The organism is Bacillus sp. FJAT-28004 (assembly GCF_001280845.1).
In the GTDB taxonomy this organism is placed as follows: Bacteria; Bacillota; Bacilli; order Paenibacillales; family Paenibacillaceae; genus Pristimantibacillus.
The window spans coordinates 1,948,608-1,970,252 of the sequence record NZ_LGHP01000001.1 but is presented as its reverse complement, the minus strand read 5'-3'; the positions used below and the strand labels follow the sequence as shown (position 1 = coordinate 1,970,252).

22 protein-coding genes and 1 riboswitch are annotated in these 21,645 nt (G+C 44.5%); all 22 genes read right to left on the bottom strand.

Translation table 11 applies throughout. From position 1 onward, the window contains the following. Positions 1 to 94: 94 nt before the first annotated feature. Positions 95 to 1,558, bottom strand: coding sequence for an ATP-binding protein (locus AC787_RS08275; protein ID WP_054024341.1), 1,464 nt, complete (start codon positions 1,556 to 1,558; stop codon positions 95 to 97). Further along, positions 1,559 to 2,275, bottom strand: a complete 717-nt coding sequence (locus AC787_RS08270; RefSeq protein ID WP_053376699.1) for a response regulator transcription factor — start codon at positions 2,273 to 2,275, stop codon at positions 1,559 to 1,561. Positions 2,276 to 2,302: 27 nt separating this feature from the next. Next, a complete protein-coding gene (gene ccsA / locus AC787_RS08265) occupies positions 2,303 to 3,562 on the bottom strand; it encodes a cytochrome c biogenesis protein CcsA (RefSeq protein WP_054024340.1) in 1,260 nt (419 codons plus the stop codon). Beyond that, a complete protein-coding gene (locus tag AC787_RS08260) occupies positions 3,559 to 5,217 on the bottom strand; it encodes a cytochrome c biogenesis protein ResB (RefSeq protein ID WP_054026971.1) in 1,659 nt (552 codons plus the stop codon). The genes ccsA and AC787_RS08260 overlap by 4 nt, the downstream gene beginning before the upstream one ends. Positions 5,218 to 5,234: 17 nt before the next feature. Then, positions 5,235 to 5,765, bottom strand: a complete 531-nt coding sequence (locus AC787_RS08255; protein ID WP_054024339.1) for a redoxin domain-containing protein — start codon at positions 5,763 to 5,765, stop codon at positions 5,235 to 5,237. Between the two features lie 88 nt (positions 5,766 to 5,853). Further along, entirely contained in the window at positions 5,854 to 6,600 is a 747-nt protein-coding gene (locus AC787_RS08250) for a pseudouridine synthase (RefSeq protein WP_054026970.1), read from the bottom strand. 54 nt (positions 6,601 to 6,654) lie between these two features. Further along, positions 6,655 to 7,158 (bottom strand): spore maturation protein, encoded by a 504-nt coding sequence (locus AC787_RS08245; protein WP_200930737.1) that lies wholly within the window; start codon positions 7,156 to 7,158, stop codon positions 6,655 to 6,657. Between the two features lie 25 nt (positions 7,159 to 7,183). After that, a complete protein-coding gene (locus tag AC787_RS08240; RefSeq protein WP_054024337.1) occupies positions 7,184 to 7,843 on the bottom strand; it encodes a nucleoside recognition domain-containing protein in 660 nt (219 codons plus the stop codon). A gap of 71 nt (positions 7,844 to 7,914) precedes the next feature. Next, complete coding sequence (locus AC787_RS08235; protein WP_414730934.1) at positions 7,915 to 9,111, bottom strand: D-alanyl-D-alanine carboxypeptidase family protein; 1,197 nt, start codon at positions 9,109 to 9,111, stop codon at positions 7,915 to 7,917. A gap of 129 nt (positions 9,112 to 9,240) precedes the next feature. Continuing rightward, a complete protein-coding gene (ytfJ, locus tag AC787_RS08230) occupies positions 9,241 to 9,723 on the bottom strand; it encodes a GerW family sporulation protein (RefSeq protein ID WP_054024336.1) in 483 nt (160 codons plus the stop codon). Beyond that, positions 9,696 to 10,388 carry a DUF2953 domain-containing protein gene (locus AC787_RS08225; RefSeq protein WP_054024335.1) on the bottom strand — a complete coding sequence of 231 codons (693 nt, stop codon included), beginning with the start codon at positions 10,386 to 10,388 and terminating at the stop codon, positions 9,696 to 9,698. Before AC787_RS08225 ends, ytfJ begins: the two co-directional genes overlap by 28 nt. Positions 10,389 to 10,446: 58 nt before the next feature. Beyond that, positions 10,447 to 11,049: an SMC-Scp complex subunit ScpB gene (scpB, locus tag AC787_RS08220; protein WP_054024334.1), complete on the bottom strand. Its 603-nt coding sequence runs from the start codon at positions 11,047 to 11,049 to the stop codon at positions 10,447 to 10,449. Beyond that, a complete protein-coding gene (locus tag AC787_RS08215; protein WP_054024333.1) occupies positions 11,018 to 11,797 on the bottom strand; it encodes a segregation and condensation protein A in 780 nt (259 codons plus the stop codon). The genes scpB and AC787_RS08215 overlap by 32 nt, the downstream gene beginning before the upstream one ends. 35 nt (positions 11,798 to 11,832) lie before the next feature. Then, complete coding sequence (gene ribE / locus AC787_RS08210; RefSeq protein WP_053376708.1) at positions 11,833 to 12,303, bottom strand: 6,7-dimethyl-8-ribityllumazine synthase; 471 nt, start codon at positions 12,301 to 12,303, stop codon at positions 11,833 to 11,835. Positions 12,304 to 12,325: 22 nt separating this feature from the next. Beyond that, on the bottom strand, positions 12,326 to 13,561 hold the full coding sequence (locus tag AC787_RS08205) for a bifunctional 3,4-dihydroxy-2-butanone-4-phosphate synthase/GTP cyclohydrolase II (protein WP_054024332.1): 1,236 nt from the start codon (positions 13,559 to 13,561) through the stop codon (positions 12,326 to 12,328). Between the two features lie 1,011 nt (positions 13,562 to 14,572). Next, positions 14,573 to 15,232: a riboflavin synthase gene (gene ribE / locus AC787_RS08200; protein ID WP_054024331.1), complete on the bottom strand. Its 660-nt coding sequence runs from the start codon at positions 15,230 to 15,232 to the stop codon at positions 14,573 to 14,575. A gap of 94 nt (positions 15,233 to 15,326) precedes the next feature. After that, positions 15,327 to 16,424: a bifunctional diaminohydroxyphosphoribosylaminopyrimidine deaminase/5-amino-6-(5-phosphoribosylamino)uracil reductase RibD gene (ribD, locus tag AC787_RS08195; RefSeq protein WP_054024330.1), complete on the bottom strand. Its 1,098-nt coding sequence runs from the start codon at positions 16,422 to 16,424 to the stop codon at positions 15,327 to 15,329. A gap of 220 nt (positions 16,425 to 16,644) precedes the next feature. Then, positions 16,645 to 16,851, bottom strand: a riboswitch (FMN riboswitch). 33 nt (positions 16,852 to 16,884) lie between these two features. Next, positions 16,885 to 17,316 carry a peptidylprolyl isomerase gene (locus tag AC787_RS08190; RefSeq protein ID WP_054024329.1) on the bottom strand — a complete coding sequence of 144 codons (432 nt, stop codon included), beginning with the start codon at positions 17,314 to 17,316 and terminating at the stop codon, positions 16,885 to 16,887. Positions 17,317 to 17,369: 53 nt separating this feature from the next. Then, positions 17,370 to 18,701 (bottom strand): diaminopimelate decarboxylase, encoded by a 1,332-nt coding sequence (lysA, locus tag AC787_RS08185; RefSeq protein ID WP_054024328.1) that lies wholly within the window; start codon positions 18,699 to 18,701, stop codon positions 17,370 to 17,372. 131 nt (positions 18,702 to 18,832) lie between these two features. Further along, positions 18,833 to 20,479 carry a spore germination protein gene (locus AC787_RS08180; RefSeq protein ID WP_054024327.1) on the bottom strand — a complete coding sequence of 549 codons (1,647 nt, stop codon included), beginning with the start codon at positions 20,477 to 20,479 and terminating at the stop codon, positions 18,833 to 18,835. Between the two features lie 25 nt (positions 20,480 to 20,504). Beyond that, positions 20,505 to 20,933: a stage V sporulation protein AB gene (locus tag AC787_RS08175; protein ID WP_054024326.1), complete on the bottom strand. Its 429-nt coding sequence runs from the start codon at positions 20,931 to 20,933 to the stop codon at positions 20,505 to 20,507. Next, complete coding sequence (locus tag AC787_RS08170; protein WP_054024325.1) at positions 20,926 to 21,576, bottom strand: stage V sporulation protein AA; 651 nt, start codon at positions 21,574 to 21,576, stop codon at positions 20,926 to 20,928. Before AC787_RS08170 ends, AC787_RS08175 begins: the two co-directional genes overlap by 8 nt. Positions 21,577 to 21,645: the final 69 nt, after the last annotated feature.

Here is a 21,645-nt window from a genome sequence, read left to right as displayed (position 1 = left end):
CGGTTGATTCGGTTGGCTCTTTTTGTTTCACGAACAACAAGAATTATCTTCTGCTTTCTACAAAAAAAGCGCTCCAGAAGGAGCGCTATGACAACTATTGATGAGCTTCGACAGGAATTAAAATTGTAAACGATGTGCCTTTACCTGCACTGCTCTCGACTACAATTCGACCGTGATGAAGATCGATTAAATTTTTGACGATGGCAAGACCAAGTCCCGTTCCACTTGAAGAACCGCGTTTGCGCGCCTTATCAGCCTTATAGAAGCGTTCGAATATAAAGGGTACATCTTCTGATGGAATCCCTTGCCCCTCGTCTCTAACGCTTAGCTCTACATACTGGCTTCCGTTTACGTTCGCATGCTGCCCAGCAATGGTAATGGACTTGCCTGATGGCGTATGCCGCAAGGCGTTATCAAGAAGGTTAGTCAATACTTGCTCCAGCCTATCCTCATCTGCTTCTTTAACAAGCAGCGGTTCATTTGGCAGTTCCGCGAGCAGCCTCACCTCGCGTTCCTTCGCATAAACCTGAAATTTCCGATGAACGCGTTTCAAGACATGCCCAAGATCTATCTCTTGGAAGTTCATATCAACGTGACCAGCTTCCATGCGTGCGATATCCAGAAAATCATTGACTAGCCTGCCCATCCGCAAAGATTCATCATAAATAACTTGAACGAGCTCCTTACGATCATCCTCCGACACGACGATATCATCAAGCAGTGCCTCACTATATCCTTGAAGCATAGATAACGGCGTTCTGATCTCATGTGATATATTCGCCACAAAATCTCGCCTCAGCTTCTCAAGCTTATGCTCCTCCGTTACGTTACGGATTACAGCAACGGCTCCGCGAATAACACCCTTCGACTGCAGCGGAGCCATCACAACAGACCAAACGCTGCTAAGCACATGAACCTTATCCGTCGCATCGCGTCCCTCCTTCATCACGCTTTGAAACAACTCGCGGAGCGGCATTGGAACTTCGGAGTATGCAGTCGAGCTTTCGGTTTCATCCTCTTGCCATGCACGCTCTACTCCAGACCACTGATTGATTAGCAGATGACCGACCGGATTCGTAAGAATTACTTTTCCATCCGCATCGAATGTGATAACTGAATCCCCCATACTTCGCAAAATACTCGCTAGATGGTTTTTCTCATGATTGATGTCATGAATCAACTTATCCAACTGCTCTGTCATATGATTAAACGTATCCGCAAGCTCGCCGATCTCATCACTAGAGCGAATATGAACCCTAGTTGAATAATTCCCTTGAGAGATTGACACCGCTGCATCCTTTAGTTGAAGCAGCGGCTGTTGAATTTTTTTGGATAAGAAAAAAGCGAAAAATGTTGATAATAAAAAGCCGATAATCGCCGTTAGAACAAAAAGCACTTTCACCTGATGTGTATTGCCTTTGAACCAAATATCAACATATTGAAGCAAAAACACGCCAACAATGAGCAATACAACAGCAACAAGAAGCATTATTGTCGCCCATAGTTTTCCAACTACACTGCGATACAGCTTGCCAACCGAACGATGCCACAAGCTCATTTACTTAGGTACCTCTAGTTTATAACCGACTCCCCATACGGTAGTAATCATTGATGCCGCATCAGGAGACACTTTATTCAGTTTCTCACGCAATCGTTTTACATGGGTGTCGACAGTTCGCAAGTCGCCGAAAAACTCATAATTCCAAACATCCTTCAAAAGTTCTTCACGAGAAAACACTTTATCCGGCGAAACCGCCAAATAGTGCAGCAGCTCATATTCCTTCGGCGTTAAGCTTACTTCCTGTCCACCAGCAGTTACACGGTGAGCATCGTGCTCAATTACGAGATGCGGGAACACAATATTGTTACTTGAATTAATTTCTTTCGTTAGAAACGCAGTGGCTGAGGAGCGTCTCAATATCGCTTTCACTCGGTAGATGACTTCCCGTGGACTAAAAGGCTTGACGACATAATCATCCGCTCCAACCTCAAAGCCTTGAACACGGTTCATCTCTTCGCCTTTTGCAGTTAGCATAATGACTGGTGTCGCCTTCACTTGACGCAGACGAGAGCATACTTCTACGCCATCGATTCCCGGAAGCATCACATCAAGCAAGATGAGCGCATAATCGGTATTTGATGCCAATCTAAGAGCAGTTTCTCCGTCTTCTGCCTCGTCGATCGTGTATCCTTCCTTCTCTAAATACATTTTAAGCAAACGACGAATCCGTTCTTCATCATCAACGACCAAAATACGACTTGAATAATCAGACATGGAGCAATTCTCCTCTCAATTTAAATTCTAAACACCGGAATAGGAATGCAACCCTGCAATAACGAGGTTAACCCCAATAAGCGTAAATAATACGACGACAAAACCGATTACGGCGAGCCAAGCGGATGGTTTTCCCTGCCAGCCGCGCGATAAACGGAAATGTAAATATGCGCTGTAATACAACCAGGTAATAAGCGCCCAAACCTCTTTCGGGTCCCAGCCCCAGAAACGGCCCCAAGCAATATTGGCCCATATCATTGCAAATATTAAGGCACCTAATGTAAAGATTGGAAAACCAATGGCGATGGATCTGTAACTGATTTCGTCCAAATCCTCCGGATCCACACCATCCATAACAGGATGAATGACCGCACCAAGCGGCTTGCGAAATACTAGGCGCAGCAATCCATAAAGCAAGGAACCTGCAATAATAGTCCATATAACGGTGTTAAACTTGCGTCCGGAATTGGCACCGGCCATCCAAGAAGGTGCCTCGAATAAAGGCTTGCTCATTCCTAGGAATGATTCATATTCGACTATCTGGCTGTTATATGGTTTAACAATAGGCGGAAGTGTATAATTTACGGTTTCCGAAGTCGTCGATTCTATTCCTTTGGCATCAATCTTTGATGTTTCTTGAATAAATTGCGCTTCGTATCCCATTCCACGGAAAGCGAATACAGCAACGATAAAACCTACAATTAGAATAATCGTATATAAAGAGAACTCGACCCAGAACTGCGATCTTTTTGCTTCTTTTGTCTTGCTTTTGAAATCAACCACTCTTAACAAATACATGAGACCAGCAGCAAAACCAACGGCAAAAAATGCTTCGCCTAGAGCGGCTGTCGTTACATGTACTTTTAGCCAATAGTTGTTAAGAGCCGGAATTAACGGCTGAACCTCTTGCGGAAACACAGAAGCATAGGCAACGATAATTACCGTTAACGGCAATGAAAACATGCCAAGCAGCGGTTTTCTGTAAATACTGAAGACAATCGTAAATGCAATCATGATTGCCATCCCAAGGAAGGTCATGAATTCATACATATTACTTGTTGGAATTTGACCGCTTCCAGCCCAGCGTGTAAAGAAGAAAGTTAAATGCGATGCAAGGCCAAGACTGGATGTAATAAATGCAATTCGACCCCAGCGCTTCTCATGCTGTAAAGGATCACGATTGCTCCATTTCTTACCCGCAATAGCAATAACATAAAACATAAATGCGAAGCAATAAAGAAAAAATGCGACAATAAATGCGTCGCTGCTAAAATCAACTAAGCTCACGCGTTGTTCCCTCCGTTATCTAGCGACTTCGGATCTACGGTTATCCCTATTTTCTGAAGCGCTCTTGCTACATCTGAACGCATACCGTACCAGTTTTTATTCGTATGAGCGCCTAATGAAAGCTCTCCATTATCCACTCGCAACCAAATGCGGCGGTGCTGCCAATAGGATCCCATCAACAGACCAATCATGGAGAAGACTGCGCCTACCCAAACATACGGCAGTGCCTTATCCATTCGCACGTTTAAGTACGTGGACGCTTCAGAAAAATCTACATTTTCCATGCCATCCACTCGAATTTCAATCTTATCCGCAATCGCGTGGTTAATGGCATCCTGCGAAAATTTCACCTTATCCTTCTGCATCGGGAAATACATATACGGTTCGCCTTTCGGATCAAGCCCTGGCCCTTTCACGGTGAAAACAAACGCAGGTGCTATCGGATCACGAGACAAAGTTGTTGGCTCACCATTGTCGCCAATTGCAAATTCCATGTAATTGGCATATAAATCAAGAGTGTATGGCCCAAGTTTATGCTGCAGCTCCGAATCCTTCATAGGAAGATCGAATGGACCATATTTCTCTCCCGTTGATTTATCGATGAGAATAGGATGTACGGCGTTCAAGCGAGGCGTCGTATCATAATCGAATTGATACAGCTTTAAACCCTTGTATTTAAGCGGCTCGTTCACGATAATATCGTGCCGCTCCACCTCTATGAGCTCCGGCTTCTGGGATTGCTCACTACAATTGCTAACGCATTCATAGAGGACAGCCTTTGTTTCAAAGAGCTTCGCACGGGTTATTCCTTTAAGCTTGTCCGGCAATTCTTCATCTTTATAATACTCAACCGTAAACTTTTCATTTTTAACATAATAATTTGTATTCGCAATTTGGACAGTGTCCCCGTCAGGGATCATTATGTAGCTATCCATTTGCCAGCTTGGTATGCTCCTCGCCAATATGGCAAGAAGAAACAAAATTAGGCCGATGTGATTGATATATGGACCCCAGCGGCTAAATCTATTTTTCTCTGCAAGCAGTGCTGATCCATCGCGGTGAATACGGTAGCCTTTACGTTTCAGCTCAGCTCCAAATTTTTCAACCCATTGCTCCTCGTCGCCTTCAATCTGATGTTTATACACCGTCTTCTGCCGATGAATAAACTGCAGGTGCTTACGAATTTGCTGCTTGCTTAGCGCGCGATAAAGCGGAAGAACACGATCCAGGCTGCAAATTACGAGCGAAGTACCAATCATCACAAGCAAGCCTATGAACCACCAGGATTCGTAAGTATGTGATAATCCGAGTAAATAATACATTTTTCCAAGAAATCCGTAAGTTTCCTCATAATAAACCGATGGATCAAAGTTATTTACGAATGTGTTTTCCTGTGGATATATCGTTCCAAGCATTGCAGTCAAAAAGGTAATGACGATCAAATAAATCGCAATCTTGACTGATGAGAAAAAATTCCATATTTTATCAATATAATTGGGATTACTCTTTTGCGAACGACGGGCAACGCCATCATAACGCATTTCCAACGGCAAATCGGAAACTGTATTGTTCTCGAGAGGTTTGCCGCAGCTCTCGCATAGTACGGTGCCAATCGAATTTTGATGGCCGCATTCACACTTTGTGTTTTCAACCACTAACACAATAAAACCTCCTACGGCTGAAGCAGCCGTTCAATCCGTTCATCAATTTCCTCTTCTGTCATGCCTCCTACTTTTATTTCCATAATCGACCCGTTCGGTTTAATGAAAAAAGTAGTAGGGTATGACTTTAGACCATAGATGCGTTCTGTTTTGCGATTTACATCGCGTAAAATCGGATAGTTCAATTCAAATCGGCGAACGAAATTGTTCACGGTCAACGTGTCCTCGCTTAAATTTATAGCTAAGATCACAAGGCCTTGATCCTTCCATTTTGCATACTGTCGTTCAAACTCCGGCATTTCCTTCACGCAAGGTGGACAGAACGTACCCCAGAAATTAATGACGACAGCTTTACCTTCATAATCAGATAGTTTTCGCAAATTGCCTTCTAAATCGACAAGTTCAAATGCAGGCGGCTTCCCGCCTTCCTTTAGAGGACCTTTGTCATCCGCGTCAAATAAGGTAGATCCAATAGCGTACCCACCTATGATCAAGACGGCTATCAAAATGACAATTTGTACCGTCTTGCGCGATTTTCCCATAATTGTTTTTCACCACCAGCTTCTTTCTATGCAGCCACGAATATTACCATTATAACGAAAAGTCGACGGCAATTACTGCCGCCGTCGATTACTTTTTATGAACTTTATGTGTCTTGCTTTGCGCGATTGCAAGCAATTCTTTAATTTCCTGAGGCGTTAGATGACGATACTTTCCTCTGCCTAGGTTTTCAAGTCCAACCTCACCAAAACGAATCCTTTTCAGCCGAATAACCTTATGTCCAATTGCTTCAAACATTCGGCGAACCTGACGGTTACGACCTTCAAAAATCGTTATTGTAATCGTTGCTTCATTTCCGTCCGTGTCTACATCATGATACTCCACTTCAGCAGGCGCGGTCATGCCATCCTCTAGCTTAATTCCCTTTTGCAACTGCTCCAATGCCGTTCCATGAGGAACGCCCTTGACGGTCGCACGATAAGTTTTAGGAACATGATGGCTCGGATGTGTTAACAAATTAGCGAATTCGCCATCATTTGTTAGGATGAGAAGTCCTTCCGTATCATAATCCAATCGACCGACCGGATATACTCTCTCTTTAATACCTGGCAAGAAATCAGAAACCACCTTGCGGCCTTGCGGATCCTTGGCGCTTGTGATGACTCCCTTGGATTTGTTAAGCATGAGATAGAGCTTCTTCTCGCTCCGAATCGGCTTGCCGTTAACCGTAATGGCATCTACAGCTGGATCGGCCTTAACGCCAAGCGTCGTAACCTTCTCACCATTAACCTCAACCATTCCTGCCAAAATCATTTCTTCACATTTGCGACGGGATGCGATTCCCGCTGCTGCTAATATTTTCTGTAAACGTTCCAATGCTTTCACCTCAATCTCCATCATAACGATATGACGAAGAAAGCACAAGCTTCACTACCCGAATATGTATAAGCAAATGAAAATTGCAGCAAAAAATCCTACTATATCCGAAAATAAACCAACTTTTAACGCATATCGTGACTTTCTTATGCCAATGGCTCCAAAATATACAGTAAGTACATACAAGGTTGTATCTGTGCTGCCTTGAATCGTTGAAGCAATTCTGCCAATCATGGAATCCGGACCGAAATTTTGAATGAGATCTGTCGTGAAGGCTAATGAACCAGCGCCAGTCAATGGCCGTAAAATCCCGAGCGGCAGTACTTCACTTGGTATGCCCACCCAGTCAAAAAGGGGCCGCACCGTTGACAGTAGTAATTCCAAAGCGCCAGATGCGCGAAACATACTGATAGCAACCATCATTCCGACTAAATGAGGAATGATATTGATGGCAGTACCAAAGCCATCCTTAGCCCCCTCAACAAACGTTTCATAAACAGGCACCTTACGTCTTAAAGCGGCATAAAGCGGAATAAATACAATAATGGCAGGAATCATCCAAGCTGATAGGTTTGTAAAAAGATTATACAACCGCCTCACCTCCAGCAACTGGTGAACCCGCCTTCTTGTTCTCCGTTCTTGGTGGAGAAGGCGCTATCGGCGGCGGTGGAGATTTTCTTCGATACCAGCGGTCGGCAAGTATTGCAGCCGTGGTGGCAACGAACGTCGCTGCTAACGTCGTACCAATAATTTCAGCAGGGTTAGCTGAACCATAATTCATACGAATGGCAATAAGCGTGGTCGGAATGATCGTAATGCTTGATGTATTCAGTGCAAGCAGCGTGCACATTGCTGGTGTTGCCGTTGCAGGATCAGGATTAAGTTTCTGCAGCTCCTGCATCGCTTTTATTCCCATTGGCGTAGCTGCATTTCCTAACCCGAAGAGGTTGGCACTTAAATTACTCATAATGTAGCCGATAGCCGGGTGATTGGGAGGTACGTCAGGAAAAAGTTTGCGCACCGCAGGCCCGAGCATTCGAGCCAAGGTACGCAGCAGCCCCGCGTCCTCCGCAATTCGCATCATTCCGAGCCAAAAGACCATTATACTAATTAATCCGAAACTAACGGTGACACCCGACTTGGCTCCCTCGAAAGCTGCTTGCGTCACCGCATCCATCTTGCCTGTTATCGCAGCTACTACTACACTCGCTACGATGAAAAACAACCAAATCCAGTTAACCATTTAGGCCGCCTCCCCCTCTACGCACCCGTACTATTTTGCTATCAGTCCGCGTCTCCCTCGCAGAATGTAAGCTAATGCTCAAATAATGCATCTAAAACTTTAATGATGGAACCAAACAACGGTCCTTGCTGGTCTAGCTTGTTTACCTTTTGGAAATCTGCTAACGATTGCATGGATTTTTGCGAAATCGTCGATAGTTGAAGTCTGCTGCTGTTTGGATCATATACGGGAACGGATCCAATTTGAATATTGTTCAAATACCATTCCAAAAATCCGCGGTCCCCTAACAAATATCGCGTTGTACCAGCATCAAGCAGTACCAAGCGTGATTGAACATTATCAATTTCTTGCTCAGCTAAAGGATATTTAAACGATTGTCCAATCGCGTACGGATATCCGGTAATTAGTTGGCCTTTGGCAGCAATCTCCTGCAGCGGATAATGACCGAAGCCCCAATCGAGCATTTTTCGATGATCTGCCCAGTCATCGCTATCATTTATCGTAACAGCAGCCAGCTGTTGCCCATTTCTAGTTGCTGAGCTAACCAAACAACGCAGCGCTTTTTTTGTATAGCCGGTCTTTACGCCGTCTGCTCCCTCATACATTGTTAGCATTTTATTTTTGTTCGTATAGCTGTACTCCCATTTCTCATGAGGATTAGGCACTTTTTTGACGCGTGTGCTTACGATTTCTGCAAATACATCATTTTTCAAAGCATATGCAGTCAGCTTGGCCAAATCATTGGCTGAGGAATAATGACCATCATCATCCAAACCATGTGGATTTTTAAATTGCGTGTGCTCCAAACCTAGAAAAGCTGCTTTCTCGTTCATTAGATGTACAAAACCTTCCTCTGATCCTCCTACATGCTCTGCGATTGCTGTTGCTGCATCGTTGCCGGATCTGAGCATAAGTCCATATAACATATGAAGCAGACTCATTTCTTCCCCAAGCTGAAGATAAATGGACGAGCCCTCTTTACCGACCGCACGTTTGCTTGTTTTCACCATATCAGTCAGCTTCCCATGATCTATAGCAACAATAGCCGTCATGATCTTCGTTAAGCTTGCAATTCTCATCGAGGTATCACCATTACTGCTATACAATAATCTGCCAGACTCAACATCAATTAGAGCCGATGCTTTAGCATTCGTATACAGCTTGCTTGGATCTGCACTAACTGAGGGCAATACGCTTGTCCCAATCAACAAAGCAGCCAACAATCCCACTGCAATAACCCTTTGCAGCTTTTTGAAATACATATTCATACTTGCCCCTCCCGCAGCGTTAGTAGATAAAGCTTGTGTGTGCGTATTTCAGTATATGCCTGTACATGTTACTCTAGACGAAAAGTAGCTAACAAAAATGAAAAACTGCCCTCTCGGGCAGTTATGTCATCAGTATTGCTCGCTTGCTTCGAATCGGTCACTGATCACAGTCTGGGACGTATCCAAGTTTACACCAGTGCTCGAAGGCTGCTTCATCATCGATTGAAGCTTATCAAATACATGCGGTGCGGAGTCGATGACCCGCTCAAGCAGATGTGTTTGATTATCGAGCGGAACAATTTTTACGCCATGCGTTCCTACAACCAGAAAGGCAATTGGCGTAATCGATACGCCGCCCCCGCTGCCCCCGCCGAATGGCAGTGCGACTGAAGCATGCTGTGCATCAGATTGAGAGCCGTTCTTATGATCGGCTTCATCTAATCGAATGTCACTACCTCCCGCAACAAATCCAAAACCGACTTTGGAGATTGGCATAATAATGCTGCCATCCGGCGTTTGGACTGGGTCACCTACAATTGTATTGACGTCAACCATCTCTTTAATATTTTCCATTGCAGTTTGCATTAAGCCTTGAATAGGATGTTCTGCCATACCTTGACGCCTCCTTTCAATTTCCTCATCCGAACTAAAAGCTGCAGTCCGGCAAGAATAGCATAACCGAAGCGGATTTGAGCTATGCATGACCATTCGGTTGTAAAAGCAGATCGTTGATAAATAGGTTGAACATTCATTTTCGGCTCCGTTTTGAGCTTAACCATTTGGGATAATACTCCAATGATTGATGTTTTTACTGACCAAACTAACCCTGTAGTCATAGCCGTCCACATCGCGTCCCCGGTTCCGACTGATGTTGTCCAGTTCCATTCTAAAAGGCGTACCCTCGTAAGCGACTTTCTGACCCACCCTGTTAAGTTTTTCGTCATGTGCAACAGATGTTTTGATTTTTCGATCAGATTTGCTATTTTTTCAGCGTCAATATCCTCATTAAATTGTTTCCATGTGTCTACGGCCACGTTCTTCTTCGAAACCTGTTCCTTCAGTTGGATGGAGGTTCCTGTGAACTGAATAATCGGCACTTTAATACGGTATCTGAGGATTCCAAATAAGGCCTTTATATTCAACTCAAAATCATCGTTATTTTCTATTCTCCTCAGATGGCCTCTTAATTCGACCTGTGAGGTAAGGCCGACAACCAAAATGAGCAAAAAAAAGAGACCGACCGCCGTCATCCAACCGTAAGGGTAACCGAGCATCATGATGCTTCCTCCGTTTCCCTAATATGGGTTGAATATAGTATGACCCGGCGGCCAAATCTCATTCTTTTATTTCTTCAATTGTCATCTGCTTGCCATCCAAACGTTCGAATAGCAGCTGAGTTTGTTCCTCCAGGGCATCATCGATATCAACGCTGCCTGGTTCTGGCAATTCTTTTATAGAAGGCAATCCAAAATAATCTAAAAATGATTTCGTTGTTCCATACAAGATGGGTCTACCAATCTGCTCGGCGCGACCAACCTCTTCGATTAAATCCTTCGATACAAGCGATTGTATCGCTCTATCACTCTTTACGCCCCGAATCTCTTCTATCGATATTCTCGTTATCGGCTGGCGATATGCGACGATAGAAAGCGTTTCTAGTGCGGCTTGTGATAGCTGTGATCTCGTAGGAGTGTAAGCCATGCGCTCAAAATAAGGTGCATGCTCCAAATGAGTCGTCAGCCGATATGAAGCTGCTACTTCTGCGATTTGAATACCGCGCCCCTCGCGCTCCAAATCCCGTTGCAAATCATAAACCAGATCAGAGGCCAGTTCGGCATCCAGCTCCAAAATATCTGCGAGCTGTCGCTTCGTAAGACCCTCATCACCTGCCATAAACAGCAGACCCTCAATAATTGTCTTCAACTTCGGATAATCCAATTTGCGACGACTCTCCTCTCCAATGAATGACGATGTCGTCAAATAACTGATGCTGAAAACAACGAATATGCTTCATTTTCATTAACTCCAGAATCGCTAGAAAAGTAACCACGATTTCATGCCTGTCCATATTCTCTCGAATAAGCCGTGAAAAACGAACCGTTTCAAATTGCTTCAGCACTTCGACAATGTCCCGTATTCGATCCTTAACGGAAATTTCATCACGATGTATGGTCGCAACAACATTACGTCTTGAAGCGCGTCGCAGCGCTTTTTGAAAGGCATTAATGAGATCCGACAAGTGTAGTCCCTCAACCGGATTTACAATCTCTTCCTTCAAAAATGGCGTCATATCCTCTGGTTCCCTTGAATAGACAAGACTGCGCTCGAATTCCTTCTCGCGCAGCTGCTCGGCAATTTGCTTGAATTTCCGGTATTCTACGAGCTTCTGGATGAGCTCATCTCGTGGATCCAATCCATCATCCGGCCAATCCTCATAGTCTTCCTCAAATATAGGCGGCTTTGGAAGTAGCTGCTTGCTCTTTATCGCCAAGAGGGTTGCCGCCATAACTAAAAACTCACTCGTGACCTCAAGCTCGAGCTCCTTCATCGCATGCAGGTAATCCATGTATTGAATCGTAATCTCACTGATAGACACCTCATGGATATCGATCTCAGCCTTGTCGATCAAGTGAAGCAGTAGATCTAGCGGCCCCTCAAAAGAATCCAGCTTATAAAGCACTGACACTTACATTTCCTCCCGCCTAGCCTTATCTTCGCTGCTTAGCCTTGCAATTGTTTGGTTAGATTCGCCATTTCAATCGCGCTTGTAGCAGCCTCATAACCTTTGTTGCCAGCTTTCGTGCCTGCACGCTCTATAGCCTGTTCGATCGAGTCAACTGTCAATACCCCGAAAATTGTCGGTATACCCGTCTTCAAAGCGATTGCCGCAACGCCTTTAGCTGCTTCGTTGCAAACAAAATCGAAATGCGGAGTTGAACCACGAATAACAGCGCCAAGCGTAATTACAGCATCATACTTTCCGCTTTCCGCCATTTTTTGGGCAATCAAAGGAATTTCAAATGCTCCTGGTACCCATGCTACCTCAACATCCGAATCTTGTGCGCCATGACGTTTGAAAGCATCGAGTGCGCCTCCAAGCAGCTTGCTTGAAATAAACTCATTAAAACGTCCTACTACTACTCCATATTTTAAACCTTCTGATACTAAATGTCCCTCATAAATTCGTGTCATTTTTCATCTTCCTTCCATTATTTTAAATGATGTAGTCAATATCTTCAAAGCTAAGTAAATGACCAAGCTTGGATTTCTTTGTGCGGAGATAACTTTTATTATCTTCCTTTAACTCCATTTGTATAGGAATACGCTCTACAACTTCTAGTCCGTAGCCTTCAAGACCTTTAATTTTTCTTGGATTGTTCGTCATCAAACGCATTTGGCGTACGCCAAGATCTTTCAAAATTTGCGCGCCTATACCATAATCGCGCAAATCAGCCGGAAAGCCAAGCTTTAAATTAGCATCTACCGTATCAAAACCTTCTTCTTGCAGTGCATAAGCCTTCAATTTGTTAATCAGACCAATGCCTCTACCTTCTTGACGCATATAAAGCAATACGCCGCTGCCTGCTTCTTCGATCTGTTTAAGCGCAGCCTCTAGCTGCGGTCCGCAGTCGCAACGATGAGAATGGAAAACATCGCCTGTTAAGCATTCAGAGTGAACTCGCACAAGCAGTGGACGCTCAGGATCGATGTCGCCTTTTACGAGTGCGATATGCTCTTTATTATCAACTAAATTCGTATAGGCAATCGCACGGAAAGTACCAAAATCAGTCGGCAGCTTCACATCAACCGCACGCTCAACAAGCTTTTCCTTCTCATTGCGATATTGAATAAGCTCTTGAATGGTGATGAGTTTCAGATTGTGCTTTTTTTTGAAGGCTAGCAAATCTGGTAAACGAGACATCGTGCCGTCTTCGTTAATAATTTCGCAAATAGCCGCAGCAGGCGCTGAGCCGCACATGACCGCAAGATCTATTGCCGCTTCTGTATGTCCTGCACGACGGAGTACGCCTCCAGGTCTTGCAATTAAGGGGAAAATATGACCAGGCCTGCGGAAATCTGCTGCTTTTGTCGTTGGATCAATAAGCGCTTTAACGGTTTCCGAACGCTCAAATGCGGAAATTCCCGTCGTTGTTCCAATATAATCAACCGATACAGTAAATGCCGTACCATGATAATCGGTATTATGCGTAACCATTGGCGGAAGATCAAGCTGGTCTGCTCGCTCTTGTGTAATCGGAACACACACTAGACCTCTAGCTTCCGTAATCATAAAATTAATAACCTCAGGCGTCATTGTATCCGCAAGCGCAATAAGGTCACCTTCATTTTCCCGATCCTCGTCATCCACGACAATAATCGGCTTGCCTAGCTTAAGATCAGCAAGTGCTTCTTCAATCAAATCAAATGGTTTTTTATCTGTTTGTTCCATGTGGGTTTCCCTCCTTTGTGACAACCAAACCTTTATAAGGCTTCTACCTAACCTTCAAAGGAATTTTAAAGTTTAAAGGCTACTACAACCTTAAAGGCTACTTCAAACCTTAAAGGCCACTTCAAACCTTAAAGGTTACTACCAACCTTAAAGGCCATTTCCAACCTTAAAGCTTTTCGAACCCACCCAAACCCTCCCTTCCAAGGGAGGGCCCCAAGGACTGCGTCCTCTGGACACCTGCAATTGGACTAACGTAGGCATTACTCAGGTGGTTGTGTGTTAACTTTGGTTTAGGATCGCTTTCGTCCCTGTGGGACACGCTTACGGTTTGAGCGGCCTATTAGTTAGTTCATTAGTTAGTTCAGTAGTTACATAAAAACTACTTACCTGTTAGTTGGGTTTCACCTCATCTTCAAAGGCCATTTCCAACCTTAAAACCTTTCGAACCCACCCAAACCCTCCCTTCCAAGGGAGGGCCCCAAGGACTGCGTCCTCTGGACACCTGCAACTGGACTAACGTAGGCATTACTAAGGTGGTTGTGTGCTAACTTTGGTTTAGGATCGCTTTCGTCCCTGGGGGACACGCTTACTGTTTGAGTGGCCTAGTAGGTAGTTCAGTAGTTACATAAAACTAAATACCTGTTAGTTGGGTTTAACTTCATCTTCAAAGGCCATTTCCAACCTAAAGCTTTTCGAACCCCCCCAAACCCTCCAGCACCAAAGCAAATACCTGCTTACACTAGTATTAGACCACTTACGTCTTGCGCTCCATAGTTAAATGGAAAAACTCCATCTAATTCGCTTGATTAGCCGTTTATTCTTTAATTAGCTGGAATTTATCATGTTAATTCAGCACATTATTCGAAAATGTGATGTTTCTGTCCAATTTACATGGAGTATTTCCTGTTAAATGGAATCTAGAGCTGATTAGAACTAAACTAACAGGAGGTTTTACCGTTAAATTGAGAACTTACTAGTAAGTTAAGAAAGCTAACCTATTTTCACATCGACTTACAAAAAACCATTTTCCATAAGGAATGATGTGGTGAGCTTGGACTTGGCTGATGCCGCTTCAGGTTGCTTGAAATGAAGCAGGTGATCAACATACTTGCCGATGACATCACACTCGATATTTACGGTATCGCCTGCACGCTTATGCTGTAAGGCCGTTTCGCCTAATGTGTGTGGAATGATCGATACGGAAAAGGAATGTGACGATGTATCCACTACAGTAAGACTAATGCCATCAATCGTAATCGAGCCTTTTGGAATCACATAACGCAGCATGTCTGCGTCGTCGATATGGATTTTATAAACAACAGCATTGGCATCCGTTTCTCGCGAAATGATTTTGCCTGTTCCATCGACATGGCCTTGAACAATATGTCCGCCAAAGCGCCCGCCAGCTTGCATCGCTCTTTCTAAATTCACCTGTTCGCCAGCACGAAGCTGATGAAGATTAGACTTGCGATAAGTCTCAGGCATCACATCAGCAGCAAATGATGCTCCATCAAACGACGTAACCGTTAAACATACACCGTTTACCGATATACTATCACCAAGCATAACGCCATCCGTCACTCGAGCAGCTCCGATTACTAACCTCATTGCTTCGCCCTGCTTCGTGATTCCTTTCATCTTTCCCACTTCTTCCACTAATCCGGTAAACATGGGGCTTCCTCCTCAAAGATCCGCTAATGCAGCGAACCTACTTCAAAACAACATAAAATTTCACTCTGATGTTGAAGCAACTTTCAGTCTCATTTTAATAAACAGGATATCCAGAGACACAAATGTCCTCGCCCGCCATCTCTACACTTACACGATCCAATGAAATAGCATCAGCCATTTTGTCGAATCCAGCGAAAGTAAATGTACCTGGCGCATCAATTCCGCCGATAATCTTGGTCGCATAATAAAGCATGATTTTATCGATAAGACCTGCCTCTAACATTGCGCCGTTTAATTGCCCGCCGCCCTCAAGTAAAATTGAACCGATCTCGAGCTCACCCAGCTTTTTCATCGCGTCAGTGAGATCTACTCTCGCTTCTGTTCCGCATGTGATGACCTCAATTCCCGCTGCTTCAAGCGCTTGACGATTTTCCGTGCTTGCTTGGCTAGAAGTTAAAACGATCGTTCTTATCGAGCGATCCGTTACAACCCTTGCACTAGTTGGTAACCGCAGCGTTGAATCCACGATGATGCGAATCGGATTAATGGCCGGGACAGATGCCCTCGTGTTGAGCAGCGGATCATCTGCAAGCAAAGTTCCTATGCCAACCATAATGGCCTCATGCTGATGACGGAGCGTATGAACCTGCTCACGAGCAATTGCACCTGTAACCCAGCGGCTATCACCTGTATGGGAAGCAATTTTACCATCTAGCGTACTTGCGGTTTTTAAAGTAACGAATGGAAGGCGTGTCGTAATGTACTTATTAAATTTTTCATTCATTTGTTGCGATTTTTGCTCGAATACACCAACCGTAACATCGATTCCTTCTTCACGAAGCCTTGCAATGCCTCGACCTGACACTGCTGGATTGGGGTCGCCACTTGCGACTACAACCCTAGCAGCCTTCGCATCGATAATTCTTTCACAGCATGGCGGTGTCTTTCCAAAATGACTGCATGGCTCTAACGTTACATAAACGGTAGCTCCTTCAGCCGCATCTCCCGCCATCTGAAGAGCATGCACTTCAGCATGACCGGTTCCTCGCTTTAGATGAGTGCCAATTCCGACAATTGTTCCATCCTTTACGACTACACAGCCGACAACAGGATTAATTCCGGTTTGGCCTGAAGCTTTTGCAGCCATTTCTAGCGCTAACCCCATATAATATTCGTCATTTAAAATGTCCATGAACAAAAAACACCCCCATCGGCATACGATCCGACAGGGGTGATGAAAGATAAATCGAGAACTACGACAAAACCGATCGACGTTGTCGGCTTTGAATTCCGACGTTATCGTTAATCGCAAAATCTGCGAAAATGGTTTGTAAAATACGCCAAATAAACACACCTATTTTGCATGTGAAATAAAACACATACAAATAAGCAGTAAATTGTAGCTGTCGAAGCATCCCCTTCTCCCATCCAGACTGTACTGTCGGTCCCGGAGTTTCACCAGGTCCACCGTTCTAATCGTATTATATCCGAATTCATTCGGATATAATGCCGTTTAGACGGGTCACGGACTGACGAGGGGCACAGAAATTCGGTTATCCGATATTCTGTGCCTTCTCGATCACCGCCGGTTAGGAATTTCACCTACCCCGAAGGATTGCTGCACTTACAATATTATAGTTAGTATCTTAACATTAAATCGTTTCAACTTCAACCTTTTCCATTTTGTCTCCGCCTTTGAAAGCATCAACAAACTCCATACCTTTTGAAACCTTGCCAAAAACAGTATGTCCGCCATCCAAATGCGGTTGTGGAGCATAACCGATATAGAATTGGCTGCCGCCTGTATTGCGACCAGCATGTGCCATTGCAAGTGAACCGCGCTCATGCTTATTAGGGTTGATTTCACAATTGATTTGGTAACCAGGACCGCCTGTACCTGTTCCGCTTGGACATCCGCCTTGTGCTACGAAACCTGGGATAACGCGGTGGAATGTAAGCCCATTGTAAAAGCCATCATTAGCAAGCTTCTCAAAGTTTGCTACTGTGTTTGGAGCATCTTGGTCGAATAGATCGATTAGTACCTCTCCGCCGTTTGCTAGTGTGATTTTTGCTTGTTTAGCCATTGCTGCATCTACCTTTCTTTTATCCGAATAAGACTACGTTACCAATTTCGCTCTTATTTCGCAAGCGATGATTTTTGAAGTCTAGCCGGAATGACGTCATTGCATACGATATTTTCAAGCGATTCACGCTTAACTGCAAGGTCTGCCTGACCATCTTTAACGAATACGACAGCCGGACGACGAATGCGGTTGTAGTTGCTCGCCATTGCATAATTATAAGCACCCGTACAGAAAACAGCAAGTAAGTCGCCATTTTTTGCTTTAGGCAATTCCAAATCCCAAATTAGCATGTCGCCGCTTTCGCAGCATTTGCCTGCGATAGAAACCGTTTCTTCAGCAGCTTCATTCGCACGATTAGCAAGCACTGCTTCATATTTGGATTGGTAAAGCGCTGGGCGAGGGTTGTCCGTCATACCACCGTCTACCGCAATGTATTTACGTACGCCTGGAATATTTTTGCTTGTACCTACTGTATACAATGTTGTTCCTGCATCGCCAACCATACTACGGCCTGGCTCTACCCAAATCTCAGGCAACGGGAACTCGGCATTCGTAAACTTCGAAATAATTGCACCTGTAATTGCTGCTACATATTCACTGATTGGCAAAGGAGTGTCGCCTTCAACATAACGAATACCGAAGCCACCGCCAAGATTGATTACCTTGAACGTAAGGTTAAGTTCATCGCGAATCGCAACCGCAAAATCAGCAACCTTATCTACAGCCATACGGAAGCCTTCAACTTCAAAAATTTGCGATCCAATATGTGAATGAACGCCCAAAATAATAAGGTTAGGCAAAGCAAGAGCTTCTTGAATCGCTTGTTTCGCAGCGCCGTTACCAAGGTCAAACCCAAACTTCGAATCCGTCTGGCCAGTTGAAATATAGTCATGCGTATGTGCTTCAACACCTGGTGTAATACGAAGCAGGATATTTACTTTCTTGCCTTTATCGCCAGCAAGTGCATTCAGAAGCTGAAGCTCCATGAAATTGTCAACAACGAAGCAGCCGATGCCAGCATCAAGCGCCATGTTGATTTCTTCAGGCGTTTTGTTGTTTCCGTGGAAATGAATGCGTTCTGCAGGGAAGCCTGCTTGCATAGCTGTGTAAAGCTCACCGTCGGATACAACATCCAGCGACAGCCCTTCTTGCTCAGCAATCGCACACATTGCCATTACACTGAACGCTTTGCTTGCGTAAGCGACTTGAAATCTAAGTCCTGATGCTTTGAAAGCTTCAACATACTCGCTTGCACGTTTACGAACAAGAGCCTCATCCACAATATATAGTGGCGTACCGAATTGTGCAGCCAAATCAGCTACATCACAACCGCCAATTTCCAAATGTCCTTTGTCGTTAATTTTACTAGTTCCATGCAGGTACATAATTTCCCCTCAGCTTTCTTCTATCTGCTTGCAGATAGAACGGATAGAATTTGCATTAATACGATTAGTATAACGCAACCTACCCGTATTTCGAAATGGATAAATCCACATTTCATTTGCATTTTATGAATTTACTCTGTATCTGGCAGCTTGTTTGACTGCTGCGGCTTCAAAATGTTTGGACGTGTTCGATTGTAAAGGACTGGCTGACGGATAATAATACTCCAAAGCGCGTGAATATCAAACGGAATAATTGGCCACATATATGGGCGGTTGAACGAGCGCTCTACGACCAGCATCAGCAGGATGGCCGTCGTCGCAATGACGAAACCCGGCACACTGAAGGCAGCCACCGCGATAATTAGCACGAGGCGTACAATACGGTTCGCAAGCCCCAGCTCATAGCTTGGTGTTGCAAACATGCCAATCGCTGAAATCGCCATATACAAAATAACCTCATTAATAAAGACGCCAGTCTTAACTGCAATATCGCCAATGAGAATCGCCGCGACTAACGACATAGCCGTTGCAAGCGAGGTCGGCGTATGGACCGAAGCCATCCTCAGCAAATCCACGCCAATCTCAGCAAGTAGAAATTGTACGACTAGCGGGAGCTTGCCTGTTTTATTCGGTCCAATAAAATCAAGCGCCAACGGCTTCATCTCAGGATGCATAACAAACAACAGCCATAACGGCAGCATAAACAACGATGCAAAAATACCTATAAATCGCACCCATCGCAAATAGGTTCCGATAAATGGTGTTTGTCGATTCTCCTCTGCATGCTGCATCAGATCGGTATAAGTAGTCGGTAGCGTCATTACACTTGGCGAAGTATCAACGAATACAGCTACAGATCCCTCCAGCAGATGTGCAGCCACCGTATCGGGCCTCTCTGAATATCGGACGAGTGGGAATGGATTCCAGCCCCTTTTTACTGTGGACTCCTCAAGCTGCTTGTCAGCAAGCGGCAGCCCGTCTATTTTCACCATTGAGATTTTATCTTTAACGGACTTAAGCAGCTCCTTGTCCACAATATCGTCAATATAAGCGATACAAACGTCAGTTTGTGTCCGATCACCCACCCGCATAATTTCATACCGAAGCTGGGGATCACGCAGTCGTCTGCGAACAAGCGATATGTTGACCATCAACGTTTCCACGAAACCATCCCTGCTGCCGCGTACGACTTTCTCAAGCGACGGTTCCTCTGGTCCTCTTGCGGGGAAAGCCTTTGCATCAATCATGAGAACACTAGATTCACCATCAATAAACAAAGCCGTTACACCCGATAATACGCACGTCAGCATATTATTCCAATCATCTTCCTTTATTACCTGCGCAGCAGGAACATACAAATCAAGGAAGGAATGAAAGGCGTGAGTAGACAAATCCTCGGGTTGGAGATATGTTAATCGCTTGAGTACATCTGACAGCAAAGTATCCTTAACCAAACCGTTCAGCGATAACATTGCTGTGCGCTTCTCACCAAACGTCATCTCTCTCACTACAACATCAAAGCTTACTTTATAACCGATCTCATTTTCCAATCTCGTCAGAACCTCATCCAAATCGCTAGGAATCGGCGTTATGTCATTGTTGCCGTTGCTATTTGAAACAGCTGTGCTAATATTATTTTTTTTATTACCACTAACGAATGATGCTTTATTTCCCGTAACTCCCGATTCCTCTTGCTGCTGATCGTTGTTGATTTCTAAAAATGGAGACCCTCCATTTTCTTCGTTATCTTTGTCATAATAATTTTCATTGTCTTTCATCTTCGCTCACTCCATCCTGACTGAATCACCATTGAAATACTAACCAATCGAACAACGAGCCCAACGTTTTCCCAAGAACCATCGCCATGACGAGACTGATCATGTAAGCAGATAAGTTCATTCTTTTTGCCAAAATAGGGAGAACATTCATTACCTCAGTTAAGGCAGCTGCGAGCATTCCGACAAACATGCCATCGATTAAACCTGTCACACTCAAAAATAATCCGGAGGGCAGTGAAAGCTTCCAGCTCATAAAATCAGCAAAGGTCCAGTACAACGATCCGCATATGACGGCTGTCTCAAACCACACCGACATCCGGTAAGCATTAGCAACCTGAGCAAGTCGTGGAATAAGATCAAGGACGATGAGCAAGGCCACCAATCCACTGCCTACAGCAAGTCCGCCTGCTAAGCCGAGCAGAGCAATAAAAATATTGGCCGCAGCATTAATCATGCTTGTTATCCTGTGTCTGATCGTAATCCGATTTTTTACGCATTTCGTCGGCGATGACATAGGCATTTACATTTTCTTGATACATATAGAGCTCAACCTCAAGCGGGTTAGGCTCCTCATTGAATCGTTTACGGAATAAATGGTTGAAAAACAACACCATTCCAAGACCGATGCCGAGCGAATACGGAATTTGAAACCACAGTGGATGCTCCGTCCGTTTCCCCGTTATCAACTCAACAATTCGAATATGAACCTCCTTCATACTGACGTCCGTATGAAAGTTCATAATAGCAAGTCCCGCTCCAAAAAACAGAAGCAGCCATGCAAAAATAAGCACAGCAATACGCGGCTTAACGGGCTTCTCCGCCACCATGACAAGAACCTGAGGATCTCCATAGGCTTCAACCGTTAAGCCCGGCTCAAGCTCTCGTATGGCTTTGACAATTTGCAGTAAGTCTATAACGACGCGATTGCCGTCCGCCTTCTTGTGCTCGTAGAGAACAAGGTCCTTCAGGCGATTCTCAAGCATATCGTCCTTTGCTAGCAGCCTTGCTGCTTGACCCAAGGAGACGCGTTGATTCGGTTTCGTATAAATCCGTTTTTTCAGACGCAGATAGAGGACCGAATGGTTGGGCTTTTCCATTTGTCAACTTCCCTTCTGCTGATATGTTGGTGTATGTTTCCCTTTTAGTATGATAAAAGGACGATTCGG